Here is an 18,317-nt window from a genome sequence, read left to right as displayed (position 1 = left end):
TATCTTTTTGGAGCCTCATAATTTAATGTTTAAAATTATGAAAGTGCAAAATTTTAAATCATCTTTAAATAAAGCCGTTTTCACTATGCATAGTTCGTGAGTTTTATTATTTTTTTCAATACAATAAGCTCACAGCACTGGAATGCCCTAACTTTATGGAGAGATACTCATGCAGGTAAAAGCAGCGGTAGCGTATGCAGCGGGACAGCCATTGGCAATTGAAATGGTGGAATTAGAAGGACCTAGACTGGGTGAGGTCTTGGTAGAAATTAAAGCAACAGGAGTTTGCCATACTGATGCGTTTACGCTTTCAGGTGATGATCCCGAAGGAATATTCCCTGCCATTTTAGGGCACGAAGGAGCGGGCGTTGTGGTGGAAGTGGGTCCTGGAGTTACATCCCTAAAGCCTGGCGATCATGTTATTCCCTTGTATACACCTGAATGTCGCCAATGCGAATATTGCCTTTCCCAAAAAACCAATCTTTGCCAAGCTATTCGCTCTACTCAAGGGCAGGGTCTGATGCCTGATGGCAGTAGCCGTTTTCGTTTAAATGGTAAACCGGTATTCCATTATATGGGGACGTCCACCTTTGCTAACTACACCGTAGTGCCTGAAATCGCTCTTGCCAAAATTCGCCAAGACGCGCCTTTTGAAAAAGTATGCTACATCGGCTGTGGGGTTACGACGGGTTTAGGCGCGGTAATTTACACTGCAAAAGTGACCCCGGGCTCTAAAGTGGTGGTGTTTGGCCTCGGAGGTATTGGGCTGAATGTGATCCAAGGCGCTCGCATGGTGGGTGCAGAGCAGATTATTGGTGTCGATATCAACCCTGCACGTCAAGTGCTAGCGCAAAAAATGGGCATGACTGATTTTGTTAATCCTAAAGAAGTCGGTGGTGATTTGGTGGCACATTTGGTCGAGTTAACCAAGGGAGGCGCGGATTACAGCTTTGAGTGTGTGGGTAATGTGAACTTGATGCGCCAGGCTTTAGAGTGTTGTCACAAAGGCTGGGGAGTCTCGACGATTATTGGGGTGGCCGGAGCTGGGCAGGAAATCTCTACCCGACCTTTTCAATTAGTAACGGGGCGCGTTTGGAAAGGTTCTGCTTTTGGTGGCGCTCGTGGACGTACCGATGTGCCTAAGATTGTTGATTGGTACATGGATGGTAAAATTAATATTGATGATTTAATTACCCATGTGATGCCCATAACACAAATTAATGAAGCCTTTGATTTAATGCATCAGGGAGAGTCAATTCGTTCGGTTGTTACTTTTTAGGTGGGGCTTCATTGTCGTAGAGTCATGGTCAGTATTAGGAATTCGGGCCATGGGTAATAATTTATCTTTTAAATAATGTAGGGGCTAGACCATGGAACTTATCGAAGAACATTGTTGTTTTGGTGGGGTGCAACGGGTTTACTCTCATCAATCCGTGACGACTCAATGCAGTATGCGGTTTGCTCTTTTTTTACCGCCCCAAGCGCAACAACAGAATGTTCCTGTTCTCTATTGGCTTTCAGGATTAACCTGCACCGAACAAAACTTTATTACCAAGGCAGGAGCGCAACGAATTGCTGCGGAGTTAGGGTTAGCCTTGGTTATTCCTGATACTAGTCCTCGCGGGCTTGCATTACCTGGAGATAGCGACAGCTATGATTTTGGGCTTGGTGCAGGTTTTTACGTGGATGCAACCCAAATGCCCTGGGCAAAACATTATCGGATGGCCTCCTACATTCAAGATGAGTTGCCCACACTTTTAGCTGCGCAAGTACCTTTAGATGCTCAGGCCTGCGGTATTTTTGGCCACTCGATGGGTGGGCATGGTGCCTTAACTTTGGCATTGAAAAATCCTCAGCAATATCGTTCCGTTTCTGCATTTGCTCCAATCTGTGCTCCAAGCCAGTGTGCTTGGGGGCAGAAGGCTTTAACTGGGTATTTGGGGCCCGATAAGTCACGGTGGAATGAATATGATGCGTGTGAGTTGATTCGTTCTCGAGGCTGGCCACATCAAGATATTTTAGTGGATCAGGGAAGTGCGGATGACTTTCTACAGGAACAGTTAAAACCGGAATTACTACAAGAGGCGTGTGCGCAAGCCGGAGTTAAACTGAATTTCCGTTTACAGCAGGGGTATGATCATAGTTATTATTTTATCGCTAGCTTTATGGAGGACCACTTACGTTTTCATGCGAGTCGCTTATGTAAATAGGGCATCTGCCTGCTTGCGTCTAATGCGGACTCCAATGATCATGTTTCCCTAGGTCCCAGTAAGGGCTAGGGAAGCTTGATACCGCGTGAAGCCGCGGCAATTCGAAAATATTATTATACAATACTAAGTTAGCTACATGGAGTTAATTGCAAGCAATCAAGTTAGGCCTAAAATTTTTGATAAAGCCCTACTAATTCAGCAGTATCCAGAACATGGCCGGTTATCATTTGCTGCACTATATCGCGCGTAGCGCCTTCACCTAAGTTGAGCTCTTTATCAACGGCATACAATTTAAAGAGATAACGATGAGCCCCTAGCTGAGGGCAGGGACCACGATAACCTTTGCCCCCCCAGCTGTTTACCCCATTTGCCGAGCCTTCGGGAATGGATGCACCTGCACCTAATTCAGTTATATTCGGCGGAATATTAAAGATGAGCCAATGGGTCCAGGTACCGCTAGGGGCATCAGGATCTTCCACGACCAGTGCAAATGATTGTGTTTTGGCAGGGGCATTGTGCCAGGTTAATGGCGGCGATTGATCAATTCCACTGCAAGTGAACTCTGCAGGAATCATTGAATTTAATTTAAATGCAGAGCTTTCAAGTGTAAATTTATTATCCGCAAAGCTTTTGTAGTTAAACATCCAAATTAACAAGAACAAAATCAGAGAATATTTTTTCATCTGTGTCTACTCCATTTAACTGCATGAATTTAAGTAAAAAATATGAAAAAAAAAACTCATACACCTCAACTCAACTTCTACATTGTAGCACTGAAATTATATTTCGTTGAAATTCATCAGAAAAATGATCATAAACCCTTTGGTTGTAGCCTATAATAAGGGCATGCAGTCCAAAATATGTGCGATAAATTGAACCTTCAGCTCCCTACATTATTGGCAAGACAAGGAATCTATACTCGAGAAGGTTCCGTTTATGCTTATGAGTTACTGTATCGTAATCCTGGATTTGCTAATGCGGATCTAGGTAGTGGTGAATTAGGAGATAAAGCCACCTCTCTAGTCATTACCCAATTATTTGCCAGCATGGATATAGATACTATTATTGGCGACAAATTAGCCTATATTAATTTTACGCATAATCACCTGGTTCAGAAAGTACCGACTTTATTGCCAAAGGAACGCATCGTTATTGAAGTATTAGAATCGGTGATTGTTGATAAACCGCTTATTGATAGTTTGACCTCGCTGCGCAAACAAGGCTATTGCATTGCCTTAGATGATTTTATTCCCAGTGAAAAAAACTCCATCCTTATCGCCTTGGCGGATATTATTAAAATTGATGTCCTCAATCTGAGTAAGCGGCAAATTGCCCAGCAACTACGCCTCTTAAAGCATTTTAAAGGCAAGTTACTAGCAGAAAAGATCGAAAGCCATAGCCAATTTAAAGACTGCGTAGATTTAGGCTTTGATTATTTTCAGGGCTTTTTTCTGAATAAACCCCGTCCTTTAAAAGGGCATCATATTACGGAAAACAAGGCTCATCTGTTGCGTGTCTTAGCGGAACTGAATAATGAAGATATTCCTTTAGAACGGGTTGAAGAATACATTTTACATATTCCTAAATTAAGCTATCGCTTATTACGTTTAGCTAATTCTGCTGCAGCTTACAATGGTCGCAAAATTGATCTGTTAATCGATGCGCTTAAACGTTTAGGTTTGGATCAGGTACGTAATTGGCTACGTCTTTTTTTACTGGCAAATCAGAATGATTTAATGTCTGATTTGGTTGAGCAGACCTTAATTCGCGCCAAAATGTGTGAATGCTTAGCGAAGTTATCTCCCGACCATGTTAATCCGCATCAAGCCTTCACTATGGGGATTTTTTCCTCTTTGGATGCTTTTCTTAATGAACCGATGGCATCGATTTTAAGCAAAATACAATTGAGCGAAGCACTTAACGAAGCCTTACTCTATCAACGCGGACAGCTTGGGGAATTACTCAAAGATACAATTAGCTATGAGAAGGGTGATTTTAGCCAACTAGAGGATAAATCCTATGGTAATAACAATTTAATTAATGCTTACTTTGAAAGCATTGAATATGCTCGCTCCATTATGCGACTCACAAGTCAGTGACAGTTTTTCGCTCTGTATTAAATACAGGCACAATGATATGCTATAAGCACTTGTTTAAATCCTATTTTAAGTTAGCTGCATGGAAACCGAAAAAAAACTCGCCGCAATTTATGTGGTAAAACCAGAATTTCGTAAAGAGCTTAGTAATGAACTTGGCGAAATCACCCAGGTAGTTGCGGATTTAGTTTTTTCTCCCCATAAAAAAGTCGATGTTTGTTTTGCTCAGGATATTTGGTTAGAGCCCCAAATCGTCAGCTTTCAGTCGATTTCTGAAGCAGTAAAAATTCTTCGTCAAGCAGGAAAATACTGGTATCTACATCCTATTGAGAATGTGAGACGCTCCCGTTTGATTGAAGAACAACTACGTCAGTTCGCACCATTAATGCAGAATTTTCCACTGAGCGATGCTATTCCTCCTCTGGGGGTTTTTAGTCTTTTAGATAAAAATACTTTAATTTTCAGTGCCAAACGCTTAAAAAAATGGCCGCAAGGGAATTGTTATTTTATTGAAGATAAAATTAATCCACCTAATCGCGCCTATTTAAAATTATGGGAAGCGTTAACCTTATTAGGCCATTACCCCAAATCAGGGGAGACTGCTCTGGATTTAGGGGCATCACCTGGTGGTTGGACCTATGTAATGCAGTCCTTAGGGGCCCAAGTAACCGCAGTTGATAAGGCACCTTTAGAACCCAAAATTGCAAAATTACCCGGCATTACGTGTTTGCAGCAAAGCGCCTTTGCGATTGAACCTGCAATGCTTCAAGAACGTTTTGATTGGGTTTTATCAGATATTGCCTGCTATCCGGAACGGGCTTATACGCTCATCACGAAGTGGATTGCCTCTGGAAAAGCAAAACAAATGATTTTCACGATTAAATTACAAGGTGAAATCGATTTATCCGTCATTAAACAATTTCAAGCAATTCCCAACTCCTATACCACGAATATGTTTTATAACAAACATGAGGTTACTTTTTTCTATCCATTTTCTCTCAGTCTTTCTGTATGAGTTGTTGTTATAATTACGTGACAGCTGAGAATAGGAATAAATAATGCGGTTGTTTTCTGAGTTAGCAGCGAATAGATGTTTTCTATGCGCATCCTTTTGATTATACGTAATTTTCGTCAAGAGTAGAGCCTCAGAAATGTAAAGCAGCCCTTTATCTTTTCTATAAAATAGTTTTTATTTTGAACAGAATGAGGATATAATGTCGACCTGTCTATAAAGTGGTAAGGAAAGGGTAATTATGCTCTCTTTGATTAAAATTGAGAAAATACACGTACTATTACAACAATATAATAGTGAAAATAGCGACCCATACTCGCCTTTAATCATTCAAGAACTGCAAAAATGGATAGACTCCACCCAAACCCATACCGATAATACGATAATTGACTCACAATTGGGTTCTATCCTCATACACAACTACTTAAAGCCTAGTGATAGCCAGGCAGCATTTGCATTTAAAATAGCATTCCCCTCTATTTTTCAAAAACAAGAATTAAAAAAAATCTTAAAAAGTGTTGCGCTTTCTCAAATAGAGAAAGGCCTTTTTAGCGAATTATACTTACAAAACCTAATCGAAGTGACACATACCTCTCGCATCACAGGAGCGGCAAATTTCTTTGCTCCAGACAACCATCGTGACGTGCAAGGAGTGGTTCTGAAAACTACTCCTTCTCGAGATCTAATAAAGATAATCGCAACTAATAATGCTTTTTATACCCATATTTTAGAAATTTTGTTCGAGCGGCAAGATAAAGCAGCCTTACGCTTTCAAGCCCAAACATTAAGGACTTGGTGTCAGCAGTTAGGCAATGAAGAAAATATTTTAGCTCAATGGCATCATTTCTCAGCGGATACGGAACAATGGGTAAATAGACTAAAAAATTGTTTACGTTGGCCTGAAACAAGCTTGGTATCCAAAGTACATTGCATTCGGGTTCTTCAATGCTTTGGGAATATGTCCCAAGAAATAACCAATGATTTTTGGAATGCGGTGGAAAAAATCCAGACCTTGCCTCTAGTTCAATTGGATGAAAATGAAGATGATGCTATAGGACTGAACTTACTCTTAAAAGACGTATATGAGCGACGAAAAGATGTTTGGGAGGATGCGCTTACCCCCGTTCCTAGTTCTCCAGAATTAGTTTTAGAGCAAATGGAGGCGGATAACGAATTTGAAACATTGGCACAAGAATCCGACTATACTCGTTTAATACTCATCGCAGCCAAGTTGGATGAACAACAATTAAATAGAGCCCTTGTTTTGTGTTTAAACAATGCGTCAATCGAGAGGAATGCTCCAAATACTGCAAGTGATGTTTTTTGTACCCTGGTAATGACACATAAGAGCCATTTTCCCGATGCTCTCATGCAAGGTTTCCTTAAGACGATTAATGCTACTCATTTAAGTACAAAAGAAGGGCGAGTCACTGATCGCTATTCTTTTAATGCATTGATTTTGCTTGCTACGAACAATTCAACATTGTTAAATGCGCTTACCGAGATCATATTTTTGCGAATGAGACATCCGGATCCCCAGGTGCGAGCCAGTGTTTATTGCCTGGATAAACTTGATTTATTCGTATCAGGCTTACCGGAAATAAAAGAAGAGTTAATTACTAATCTAATACAGGTAATGGCAGAGCAACCGCATGTGGGCACCGTGAAAAGCGCGTTAAAATCGGCGGTCAAAAAGCTATCTGTCATGCAATTAGCAAAATATATACAGAGGTATTTCCCAGCTCTATCTAGCGATAATAAAGAGGAAAAAATCAAGGCGATTAATATCATTGCTGAGTTAGCCGCGCCTTTATCACCCTGTCCCGATGACATTATCCTAAAATTGATTGCGCTAAGCAAAAATGTGGATAATGAGGTGTCTTTTGCGGCATTTACTGCATTAAAGTCTTTAAAACCGCACCTCTTACTTCTTAAAAAGGGCATGATTAATGAGATGCTAAAGGCAGGTCATGACGATTATCGATTTACTGCTCTTATTGAATTGGCTCCTTTAATGTCTACGACTGACTTCACGGACGACCTAATTCTCAATTTAATAAATTCAATAGTACATTATGAAGACGATGCTGAATTAAAGTTAAAAGCATTGTCCTTATTGGTTCCCAAATTGAGTGAGTCGCAGTTAGATGCTTATGTGGCGCTTTGTTTGCAAGAGCTGCAAAATATAAAATGGCTAAGCATCGTTCCAGTTTCTATGTTCAACGGTCAATTAGAAGCATTTATAAAAAAACATCAGGAGCTTCTTAAAAACCCCGATGTGGATATCCGTGAGCAGATTTTTGGGCGCTTTCTAATGATTTTTTCTGTAGCTCCGGTACGTCCTTCAGGAAGAGTTCTGGTTGATTGTATTAAGATGTTAGAGAATGAAGATTTTGTTTATGAGGTAGAAGAAGTAATACCCCAAGTGATGCATTTGGTTGCAGATGAATATGTGAACGAGGTTTATGAATTATTCATCGCGCTAATAACTGACAATGTAGGTTCCAGTGACTTGATGAATGCTTCGTTGAACGGGTTAACTAAGTTAGTTCCCCGCCTCAGCCAAGAACAACTTACTCGGATGAAGATACATTTAATTGAGAAATTGGATGAGCGCAATCCTAAGGTATTTGATGTTTTAACGAGAATGGCCAGATATTTTCATGATGAAGAATTAAGCTCATTGATCATCGTGTTGGCAGGGGAGGTAGATGTATCTACGAGCAAATATCTGCGCAACATTGCTCATTTAATAACCAACGATTCGCTCGAGCAGGTTTTAACGTCTCAATTTAGAGATATTGATGATACACATTACAAGCTATGCAGGGAAGCGTGTTTAACTTTATCTGCCATAGCTCCTCATGCCACAAGCGATGGAATAGAACAGATAATATCTTGTTTTATTCAAATTTTAGCGGATGAACCCCATGCATTGCGACACATTTCAGGGGACCACCCTGGTTATGACATCGCGATAAATGGTCTTATTAGACTCGCTGATGAGATAAAGCAAACAGATCTTGAGCAGATTCTAAATTTGCCGGAAATAAATTTCAGTATAATCGCCCTAAAGTATATTTTAAAAGCATACACTGAGTATCCGGCAAATTTGTGCGCACAGCCAAACATATAAAACTGTGCTTTGGCGCAGCAGGTATCAAGGTGCTGCTATACCCTTTGGTACATGAGGGTAGGCTTTGATTTTCAAACCGACACGCAAATATAGGTGAGAGATATTTTACCAATAAAATTGATTAAAACCGCTGGGATCGTTGATCATTTAAGTTGGTTGCTTTATAATCCGCGCGGTGAAACTTAGGTGAATATGTGAACAAACAGCTGAGTAAGCGCGGAATTGTGCGATTATGGTTAGTGCAGTTAGGCATTACATTGGTCTTAGCGACTCTATGTGCATTAGCCTATGGTGCAAATGCAGCAACATCTGCATTGCTCGGTGGTATGGTCTGTCTTATCCCTAACGCGTATTTCGCAAGAAAGTTGTTTAAGTATCACGGTGCGCGATCAGCAAAAAAGATAGTGAATAGTTTTTATAAAGGCGAAGCGATGAAAATATTTTTATCGATCGTACTTTTTACTGCCGTATTTGTGTGGGTGAAGATTACCCCTCTGGCTTTTTTTGCATCGTACATCATGATTCTAATGACGCACTGGTTTGCTCCATTGATTATTGTTAATAAACAGAATAGGCCTGAAAGTGACTGAAATGGTATCTAGCACAAACTACATCAAACATCATCTAACGTACCTGACATACAACGTTAGTGAGATGAAAATGGGACCAGGCGGTGGTTTCTGGACATTAAACCTTGATACATTATTTTTCTCGATTACTATGGGAATTTTTGTATGTGCCCTCATGTATTTCGGCGCACGCAGGGTAACCACTGGTGTTCCTGGGAAGTTACAGAACTTTGCAGAATTAATGCTGCAATTTGCTGATAATCAGGTTAAAGACTGCTTCCACGGCAAAAATAAGTTAATCGGCCCCTTGGCGCTAACTATTTTCCTATGGGTTTTCATGATGAACTTCATGGATATATTCCCAGTGGATGTATTGCCTTTAATGGCGCAGGCAGGTGGTATTCATTACCTGAAAGTTGTTCCTACGAATGACTTAAACTTGACCTTTGCCTTATCAATCACCGTGTTCCTTCTAATCATTTTTTACAGTATTAAAATTAAAGGGCCAAAAACGTTCATTAAAGAGTTAACGTTACAGCCATTTAATCATCCTGGATTTATACCCTTTAACCTGTTGCTGGAATTAGTCGGTTTAATTGCTAAGCCTATTTCTTTAGCACTGCGGTTATTTGGAAATTTATACGCCGGCGAATTAATCTTTATCTTAATTGCCTTGCTAACCTTAAATGCTTCAATGTCATCACCTGTCGGTACTGCGACTCTAGGCTTGGCCCAATTCATATTGGCGCTTGGCTGGTCAATATTCCATATCCTGGTAATTACCTTGCAGGCATTTATTTTCATGGTGTTAACTATTGTTTACCTTAGTTTGGCACACGAAGAACATTAATCGATTTTATTTTCATCATCCATTTAAAGGGGATTAAATATGCAAGCTGCTAGTCTAATAGCACAAGTTCAAAGTATGACCGTTGTTGCGGTTGCTTTATTGATTGGTTTAGGTGCGTTAGGTACCGCTATAGGATTTGGTCTGCTAGGCGGCAAATTCTTAGAGGGTTCTGCTCGTCAACCAGAAATGGTTCCAATGTTACAAGTTAAAATGTTCATCGTTGCAGGTCTTCTTGACGCGGTAACAATGATTGGAGTGGGTATCGCATTGTTCTTCACTTTCGCAAACCCTTTCCTAAACAACCTGGGTTCTTGATAACATATGATTAGGGCGCTGATTAAGCGCCCTGATTGTTGCAGGAGATAATTACGGTGGATATTAACTTAACACTAATAGTTCAAATGCTGGTATTCGCAGCTTTTGTTTTATTTACCATGAAATTAGTTTGGCCTCCATTAGCGAAAGCTTTGGAAGAAAGACAAGATAAAATTGCTGATGGTCTATCTGCTGCTGAGCGTGGCCGTAAAGAACTTGAATTAGCACAACATCGCGTTAAAGACGAGTTAAAGCAAGCTAAAGTTCAATCAGCAGATATCGTTGAAAAAGCAAACAAGCGTGCTGCTCAAATCATTGAAGAAGCAAAAGAAGCGGCCAAGCACGAAGCGCAAATGCAATTTAAGCAAGCGCAAGAGCAATTAACGCAACAAGTAAATCATGCTAAAGAAGAACTGCGTAAGCAAGTTGCTACCTTAGCTGTTACTGGCGCTGAGAAGATTTTAATGCGTGAAGTAGACGCGAAAGCGAATGCTGCACTGTTAGATAACTTGATAGAAGAGATTTAAAATGTCTGATAGCACCACTATTGCCAGACCTTATGCCAAAGCTATTTTTGAATCAGCGTTAGCAGAAAATCAATTAGCCGAGTGGTCAGCTCATTTGACAACGCTTGCCCAGGCTGTGATGTATCCTGAAGCAGCACAGTTTATTGAAAACCCTGCCTCAACTGTTGCTCAACAAATTGAGTTGCTGCAAGGCATAGTCAATGCTGGGTCAAAAAAGAGCGAATCAATAAATAATCTGGTTGCCTTACTGGCTACAAACAAACGTTTAATGCTGTTGCCTGAGATTTGTGCTCACTACGAAGCTCTTCGTGCAGAACAAGAAAAAACTCTGGATGTGGACGTAAGCAGTTTCTCTGACTTATCTACAGCACAAAAAGAGCGATTAATAGAATCTTTAAGTAAACGCTTACAGCGTAAAGTTACATTAAATATCAGTATTGATCCTACCCTGCTTGGTGGGGCTGTTATTCGAGCAGGCGATTTAGTTATCGATGGTTCAGTTCGGGGCAAGCTGAGAAAGCTTCACACCAACTTAGCCGCTTAAATTAGAGGATAATTTCATGTCAGAACAAGTAGCATTAAATCCTTCTGAAATCAGTGAATTAATCAGAAAGAAAATAGAACAGTTCAATGTAGTATCTGAAGCAAACGACGAAGGTACTGTAGTAAGCTTTAAAGACAACGTTGCTACAATTCATGGTCTTAAAGACGTTATGGCTGGGGAAATGATTGAATTCCCAGGCGGAGTTTATGGTCTTGCATTAAACTTAGAGCGCGATGCGGTGGGTGCGGTAATCCTTGGTGATGCTTCATCTTTAGCTGAAGGTCAAAAAGTTAAATGTACGGGTCGTATTCTTGAGGTGCCAGTTGGTAACGCGCTTTTAGGTCGTGTAGTTGATGCTCTAGGTAGCCCAATTGATGGCAAAGGCCCAATTGAAGCAACTGGTATGGCACCAATTGAGAAAGTAGCTCCTGGGGTTATTGCGCGTAAATCAGTAGACCAACCCGTACAAACTGGATTAATCGCGATTGATGCGATGGTACCAGTTGGCCGTGGACAGCGTGAGTTGATCATTGGTGACCGTCAAACGGGTAAAACAGCGATTGCTATTGACGCCATCATTAACCAAAAAGGTACTGGCGTTAAGTGCGTGTACGTAGCTGTGGGCCAGAAAGCTTCTTCAGTTGCGGCAATTGTACGTAAATTAGAAGAGCATGGCGCATTAGAGCACACTATTGTTGTGGTTGCTGGTGCTGCTGACACTGCTGCCTTACAGTTTATTGCTCCTTACGCAGGATGCACCATGGGTGAATACTTCATGGAGCGCGGCGAAGATGCATTAATCGTTTATGATGATTTAACCAAGCAAGCTTGGGCATATCGTCAAATTTCCTTGTTACTACGTAGACCACCAGGTCGTGAAGCGTATCCAGGGGATATTTTCTACTTACACTCACGTCTCTTAGAAAGAGCTGCGCGTATTAACGCGGATGAAGTAGAAAAACTAACTAAAGGCGAAGTAAAAGGTAAGACTGGATCATTAACTGCATTACCAATTATTGAAACGCAAGCGGGTGACGTATCTGCATTCGTACCTACTAACGTAATTTCGATCACGGACGGTCAGATTTTCCTTGATGTTGACTTATTCAACTCAGGTGTTCGACCTGCAATTAACTCCGGTTTGTCGGTGTCGCGTGTGGGTGGGGCTGCACAAACCAAGATTATGAAAAAGCTTGGTGGTGGTACGCGTTTAGCATTAGCTCAGTTCCGTGAGTTAGAGGCCTTCTCTCAGTTCGCATCCGATTTAGACGATGCAACACGTAAGCAGTTAGAGCGCGGTCAACGTATTACTGAACTTATGAAGCAAAAACAATACGCTCCTTATTCTGTAGCAGATATGGGTGTTGCCTTGTTTGTTGTTGAAAAAGGTTACTTAGATGATGTTCCATTAAATGAAATTTCATCATTCTTAGGTTCTTTACATGACTACATGCGTACTTCTCATGCAGCATTGATGCAATCAATCAATGAAGCAGGTGCTTACGATAACGATATTGAAGCACAATTGAAGAAAGCTGTTGAAGACTTTAAACGTACAGCTAGTTGGTAGTCAATTTAAGGCGAGATAAGATATGGCTGGAGCAAAAGAAATCCGTTCTAAGATTTCGAGTATTAATAAAACTCGAAAGATTACTCGTGCAATGGAAATGGTGGCTGCAAGTAAAATGCGCAAAACGCAAGACAGAATGCGCGCATCCAAGCCCTATGCCAACAAAATTTATAGTGTGGTAAAACACATTGCTCGCGCGAACTCTGAATACAATCATCCATTCATGGGGCAGCGCGAGATTAATCGCATAGGTCTTATTGTGGTTACTTCAGATCGCGGTTTATGCGGCGGTTTAAACGCAAATTTATTGCGTGAAACGGTACGTACAATCCGTGATTGGAAATCCAATGGTAAGGAAGTTGATATTGCGGTTATTGGCCGCAAAGGACAAGCGTTCTTCAAGCGTGTTGGTAGCAATGTACTTGGATCAAAAGATCATTTAGGCGATACACCAGGCATTAATGATTTAGTCGGTATCGTAAAAGTCATGTTAGATGCTTTTTACACCGGTAAGATTGATGCATTACATATCGTATACAACGAGTTTGTTAACACCATGACGCAAAAGCCATTGGTGAAACAATTACTACCATTGCCAAAATCAGAAGATGACAGCAAGACAATGGGGCACCACTGGGACTACATTTATGAACCAGATGCTAAAGACTTGTTGGATAATCTTTTAGAACGTTATATCGAATTGCAAGTGTATCAGGCTGTGGTGGAAAACATCGCCTGTGAACAAGCGGCAAAAATGATTGCAATGAAAAGCGCAACCGACAACGCTGGTGATTTGATTAAAGAATTTCAATTGGCTTACAACAAAGCTCGACAAGCTGCAATTACTCAAGAATTGGCAGAAATTGTCGGTGGCGCAGCCGCTTTATAAGAGGGTATATAATGAGCAGCGTAGATACAGTAGCAGTTAAAAATATCGGAACAATCGTGGAAATTATTGGAGCGGTTGTGGACGTTGAATTTCCACGCGATAGTGTTCCTAAAATCAATGACGCATTGAAACAAGTTGATGGTGAGTTGGTTTTCGAAGTACAGCAACAGTTAGGTGATGGTGTTGTGCGTACGATCGCTATGGGAACCACTGACGGTATGAAGCGTGGTGTAAAAGTTGAAAATACTGGCCACCCAATTCAAGTTCCAGTGGGTAAAAAGACACTAGGTCGTATTATGGACGTATTAGGCCGTCCAGTAGATGACGCGGGCCCAATCGGTGCTGATGAGCACTGGGCAATTCACCGTAAAGCGCCAAGCTACGAAGAGCAAGCGGGTAGCCAAGAGCTCTTAGAAACGGGTATTAAAGTTATTGACTTGCTTTGCCCATTTGCTAAAGGTGGTAAAGTTGGTTTGTTCGGTGGTGCCGGTGTAGGTAAAACCGTTAACATGATGGAATTAATCCGTAACATCGCGATTGAGCACAGTGGTTACTCAGTATTTGCTGGTGTGGGCGAGCGTACTCGTGAAGGTAACGATTTCTATCATGAAATGAAAGATTCAAACGTACTGGATAAAGTATCTCTAGTATACGGTCAGATGAATGAGCCACCAGGTAACCGTTTACGTGTTGCTTTAACTGGTTTGACTATGGCGGAAAAATTCCGTGACGAAGGCCGTGACGTATTATTATTCGTAGATAATATTTATCGTTATACCTTGGCAGGGGTTGAAGTATCAGCTCTGTTAGGTCGTATGCCTTCAGCGGTGGGTTACCAGCCTACACTAGCAGAAGAAATGGGTATGCTCCAAGAGCGTATTACTTCTACTAAGACTGGTTCTATTACGTCGATTCAAGCGGTATATGTACCTGCGGATGACTTGACTGACCCATCTCCAGCTACTACGTTTGCGCATTTGGATGCGACAGTTGTATTGTCACGTCAAATCGCAGAATTAGGTATTTACCCTGCGGTGGATCCATTAGACTCGACTTCACGTCAGTTAGATCCATTAGTTGTAGGTCAAGAACACTACGATACAGCGCGTCGTGTACAACAAACCTTACAACGTTATAAAGAATTGAAAGATATTATCGCAATTCTGGGTATGGACGAATTATCAGAAGAAGACAAGCGCGTAGTAACTCGTGCTCGTAAGATTCAACGATTCTTGTCACAGCCATTCTTCGTTGCTGAAGTTTTCACTGGTTCTCCAGGTAAATACGTATCATTAAAAGATACTATTAAAGGCTTCCAAGGCATTCTTGCTGGTGAGTACGATGATTTACCTGAGCAAGCATTCTATATGGTCGGTAGCATTGAGGAAGCAGTTGCTAAAGCGAAAACCTTATGAGGCAAGATGACATGACTATAACAACGCACTTGGATATCGTTAGTGCTGAACAGGAAATATTCTCAGGTTTAGTAGAGATGGTTGTTGCTACTGGAGAATTAGGTGAAGTGGGTATTACTGCAGGTCATGCTCCTTTACTGACTGTCTTGAAACCAGGTGAAGTCAGATTGACTTTGCCTGGCGGTCATCAAGATATCTACTATGTTCAGGGCGGTATGCTTGAAGTACAACCAAACTGTGTCACCGTTCTGGCCGACGTGGTTGAGCGCGCAGATCATCTTGATGAAGCTGCTGCTCTAGCTGCAAAAGCGCAAGCAGAAGCTGATATGGCGAACAAAAGTGGCGAGATGGATTATTCCGTTGCTGCTGCTGAGTTGGCACGTGCTGTTGCTCAAATTCGTGCTATTCAAAAAGTCAGAAAAATAGTTAAGTAATTCTTATGCCGAGTAAAGCCTACGCTTTATCTCGGCTTTTTCTTTGATTCTCCATTTCCCTTTCTTTTGTAATTAATCGCTGGCTTTTATTTCCGATGCATTCCACGATAATGTTTCACTCCTGGATTATGACTTCATCTAACACCGCTACATTTTGTTCATTCTTGTGATAGCATGAGGCTCACCTGCTCTAAAGGGAATTGATATGAAATTACGGGAGCTACGCCAGCATTTAAAAGAATATGCAGACACCTTCTACCTTCGTAAATTTATTGTTGGTGAACATGAGCGCGCTAAACGCCTTAAAACATTTGTGCACCGACTCAAATATCAACCTGATGATTATAATTTAAGCTCCGAGGATGTATTTACGTTACTGAGGGAAGTTCCGGAAATCGCGGAGGTAAATAGTAATTTAGAACTAATGCAAAACATAAAAAAGCAACTTGGCAGTAATCTTTTTTTTGAACTATATGTAGTTTTATCGAAGTTAAAATTAATTAGCGAAAGAAATTTTGTAATTCTCTACGAGCTACCAGCTCACACCCATTTATTTTTGTACCGTGTATTTTGCAGCGATGTAACCAAGCCAAGAGTGGTTTTAAGCCAAGATATTTTAAATACGACGTTAGCAATTACACCACACATAATCTTGGTGGAAGAGATCATTGAGCAAACATTTAGACTTTTATATAACAAAAAACTCCTTAAATCGCTCGCACTTAATTTGTTGCAAACCCGCATCAAAGAAATAAATTCGCTGTATTATATTTTGCAAGAATTACATAAAGCGGGTTGCCTGAATGAGGCGTCTTTAGAACTGCTTGCAAGTGTAAGCTATCTTTATTTAGTAGAGAATTTACTTATACAGCTTAACAAGGCAAAAATCCCTCTGGAGTCTGAATTAATTAAGGCCCTTTGCACCAGCAGTAGTTTATTTTACCTGGAGAAGCTATTAGCAATCTTATTTGCTAATAAAAAGACGCTAGTGGATGGAGCCATCCTGAGACATCTTTTAAAAAAGGATTATGGTTTTTTCATAGAAAAAACAAGTGTATTAGAACTTCTTCAGCAGCATGACTTACTTGATGAGGATACCTTTTATTACGTTTGCAGTAATAATGTTTTTTCCTTGATGCGAATACTCGGGGTTCTCTCGGAGCAATCATTAGTAAAAGAAAATAAAGAGTTAATTAATCGACTTATGAGTGGTGAGCAGGATGGCCCACCCCTTTACAAAGCAATTAATTATTTAAGAAAAGTCCGTTTATTAGATCAGGATTCATTAAATACATGCGTTGAATTCGCGAGAAATAAAAGGGTGGTTTGTGGTTTATTAGATTGGTTGGAGAAAAATAATCTAGGTCTAGATAAAGCACAGTTGCATCGCATTTTTTCTTTATCTATCAGCAACATCAGGCGGCTCACTAATTTATTAGAAGATTTAAGACAGACTAACTTATTGGATATACAGTCTTTTGGTTGTGCTCTGGAACGGGTTGCGGAAAAGTTTCCTGCTATAGAACCTTCCCTTATCAGCAAATGCAGTAGGAAAGATACCGGGGCACCACGTTCAGAATTTCTATTAGATAATGAGTATCGTTTTTTTATCGAGCATGGCAGCCGGGAGCTGGGTGGCTGTGGTTCCGTTAAAAAGGGTTATGATTCTGCTGACGCGAAAGAGCCACGGTACGCTATTAAGAGGCTCATATCTCATAGGCATGTGCAAGAGGAGGCGGCTCGGGAAGTTAAATATCATCGCTTACTAGGTCGCAATGCCACATATTTTGTCAGAGATAATATAACGAGCGTGGTTTCACAATGGCAACCAGGGAAGGGTTTGCATCATTATAGCAAAGCTGAACTATGCAACGTCCCGATAAACGCACGATTACGTTGCCTTAGTTCCGGCTTAAAAGATTTAGATACCTTGCATCAGCATTATCGTAAACATGGTGATGTTAAGTGCCAAAATTTTGTTTTAAATTTGGATCATACTTCCATGAGACTTATTGATTTTGGCACCTCCCATAAGAAGGGATCTTTTAAATTATTTGGTTGGACTAGTGAATATTTGGATCCTAAAATTAACGCGGATCTATTGGGCATGGATCTTTATGCTATGGGTATTGTCACGATGCATTTATTTCCAGAACTTTATCGCGTTTCTTTTGCAAATAAAACCTGTACCTTTTCATTGAATAAATCTGACCTTAGCATTTATGAGCAGTGCATTGTTAGCTTGGTTAATGCAATGATGACCCCGGAGCTGGGGCGCAGATGTACCAGTGAGGATGCTTTAAATTACTGTAATGAAGTCATCAATTATTTTGATACAATTAACACACCGCTGTTAGAAGAGATCGCGGCTAATAATATACATCGCGCTCATGATTCATTTGAGGATATTTTGCGGATGTAGTCTCTGTATGGGCATTCTTTCTTGAGTATTCCATCAGTTCACAGTGAACGGTAAGAGCGCGTAGTCCGATTCTGGCATTTCTCCCGTATTACGCGGTGCTAATAGGCTACGTTCTATTTGGCTTTTTGCCATAAACCTACTAACTTACAATAAGTTAGCAGACTTACGCACGCTTCATACACAAGGTTATCCACAGCTTATTCATAAAAGACTCCTGGTGAAATCAATAAATTATATTTAAAATCAATGGCTTACCATGATATAATCGTTATGCTCGAAAAAAAAGATAAAGTTATTCACACTTTGCAGGCTGCATATATATCTAACA

Annotated in this window: 16 protein-coding genes; 15 read left to right on the top strand and 1 reads right to left on the bottom strand. The window is 40.7% G+C overall.

Annotation, left to right across the window (positions count from 1 at the left end; genetic code table 11):
- Window positions 1-169: 169 nt before the first annotated feature.
- Together ACD661_RS08635 and fghA are read left to right on the top strand one after the other, a co-directional pair.
- Complete coding sequence (locus tag ACD661_RS08635) at window positions 170-1,279, top strand: S-(hydroxymethyl)glutathione dehydrogenase/class III alcohol dehydrogenase (RefSeq protein ID WP_400187459.1); 1,110 nt, start codon at window positions 170-172, stop codon at window positions 1,277-1,279.
- 91 nt (window positions 1,280-1,370) lie between these two features.
- Complete coding sequence (fghA, locus tag ACD661_RS08630) at window positions 1,371-2,210, top strand: S-formylglutathione hydrolase (protein WP_400187458.1); 840 nt, start codon at window positions 1,371-1,373, stop codon at window positions 2,208-2,210.
- A 167-nt stretch (window positions 2,211-2,377) separates the two neighbouring features.
- On the opposite strand, the gene ACD661_RS08625 is transcribed toward fghA, so the two are convergent.
- Complete coding sequence (locus ACD661_RS08625; RefSeq protein WP_400187457.1) at window positions 2,378-2,893, bottom strand: YbhB/YbcL family Raf kinase inhibitor-like protein; 516 nt, start codon at window positions 2,891-2,893, stop codon at window positions 2,378-2,380.
- Between the two features lie 177 nt (window positions 2,894-3,070).
- On the opposite strand from ACD661_RS08625, the gene ACD661_RS08620 reads away from it, so the two are divergent.
- The 13 genes from ACD661_RS08620 (at window position 3,071) to ACD661_RS08560 (ending at window position 17,989) form a co-directional block, all read left to right on the top strand.
- A complete protein-coding gene (locus tag ACD661_RS08620) occupies window positions 3,071-4,309 on the top strand; it encodes an EAL and HDOD domain-containing protein (RefSeq protein ID WP_400187456.1) in 1,239 nt (412 codons plus the stop codon).
- 79 nt (window positions 4,310-4,388) lie between these two features.
- Window positions 4,389-5,321 (top strand): SAM-dependent methyltransferase, encoded by a 933-nt coding sequence (locus ACD661_RS08615; RefSeq protein ID WP_400187455.1) that lies wholly within the window; start codon window positions 4,389-4,391, stop codon window positions 5,319-5,321.
- A gap of 238 nt (window positions 5,322-5,559) precedes the next feature.
- Window positions 5,560-8,454, top strand: a complete 2,895-nt coding sequence (locus ACD661_RS08610; RefSeq protein ID WP_400187454.1) for a hypothetical protein — start codon at window positions 5,560-5,562, stop codon at window positions 8,452-8,454.
- 194 nt (window positions 8,455-8,648) lie between these two features.
- On the top strand, window positions 8,649-9,044 hold the full coding sequence (locus ACD661_RS08605; RefSeq protein WP_400187453.1) for an ATP synthase subunit I: 396 nt from the start codon (window positions 8,649-8,651) through the stop codon (window positions 9,042-9,044).
- Window position 9,045: 1 nt separating this feature from the next.
- Window positions 9,046-9,873: a F0F1 ATP synthase subunit A gene (gene atpB / locus ACD661_RS08600; RefSeq protein ID WP_400187649.1), complete on the top strand. Its 828-nt coding sequence runs from the start codon at window positions 9,046-9,048 to the stop codon at window positions 9,871-9,873.
- A gap of 39 nt (window positions 9,874-9,912) precedes the next feature.
- Window positions 9,913-10,188: a F0F1 ATP synthase subunit C gene (gene atpE, locus ACD661_RS08595; protein WP_058534289.1), complete on the top strand. Its 276-nt coding sequence runs from the start codon at window positions 9,913-9,915 to the stop codon at window positions 10,186-10,188.
- Between the two features lie 56 nt (window positions 10,189-10,244).
- Window positions 10,245-10,715 (top strand): F0F1 ATP synthase subunit B, encoded by a 471-nt coding sequence (locus ACD661_RS08590; protein WP_400187452.1) that lies wholly within the window; start codon window positions 10,245-10,247, stop codon window positions 10,713-10,715.
- Window position 10,716: 1 nt separating this feature from the next.
- The gene (locus ACD661_RS08585) at window positions 10,717-11,259 is read left to right on the top strand and encodes a F0F1 ATP synthase subunit delta (RefSeq protein WP_400187451.1); all 543 of its coding nucleotides are present in this window, start codon (window positions 10,717-10,719) and stop codon (window positions 11,257-11,259) included.
- Window positions 11,260-11,275: 16 nt separating this feature from the next.
- Window positions 11,276-12,829: a F0F1 ATP synthase subunit alpha gene (gene atpA / locus ACD661_RS08580; protein WP_400187450.1), complete on the top strand. Its 1,554-nt coding sequence runs from the start codon at window positions 11,276-11,278 to the stop codon at window positions 12,827-12,829.
- Between the two features lie 22 nt (window positions 12,830-12,851).
- Window positions 12,852-13,718 carry a F0F1 ATP synthase subunit gamma gene (gene atpG, locus ACD661_RS08575; protein ID WP_400187449.1) on the top strand — a complete coding sequence of 289 codons (867 nt, stop codon included), beginning with the start codon at window positions 12,852-12,854 and terminating at the stop codon, window positions 13,716-13,718.
- Window positions 13,719-13,729: 11 nt separating this feature from the next.
- Entirely contained in the window at window positions 13,730-15,133 is a 1,404-nt protein-coding gene (gene atpD / locus ACD661_RS08570; RefSeq protein ID WP_400187448.1) for a F0F1 ATP synthase subunit beta, read from the top strand.
- A gap of 11 nt (window positions 15,134-15,144) precedes the next feature.
- Window positions 15,145-15,567, top strand: coding sequence for a F0F1 ATP synthase subunit epsilon (locus tag ACD661_RS08565; protein WP_400187447.1), 423 nt, complete (start codon window positions 15,145-15,147; stop codon window positions 15,565-15,567).
- A 205-nt stretch (window positions 15,568-15,772) separates the two neighbouring features.
- Window positions 15,773-17,989, top strand: a complete 2,217-nt coding sequence (locus tag ACD661_RS08560; RefSeq protein WP_400187446.1) for a protein kinase domain-containing protein — start codon at window positions 15,773-15,775, stop codon at window positions 17,987-17,989.
- Window positions 17,990-18,317 lie beyond the last annotated feature (328 nt).

Origin of the sequence: Legionella lytica (genome assembly GCF_044626755.1) — a bacterium.
Taxonomy (GTDB): Bacteria; Pseudomonadota; Gammaproteobacteria; order Legionellales; family Legionellaceae; genus Legionella; species Legionella lytica_A.
Note: the sequence above shows the minus strand (reverse complement) of the source record. Positions and strands in the feature narration are given on the sequence as shown.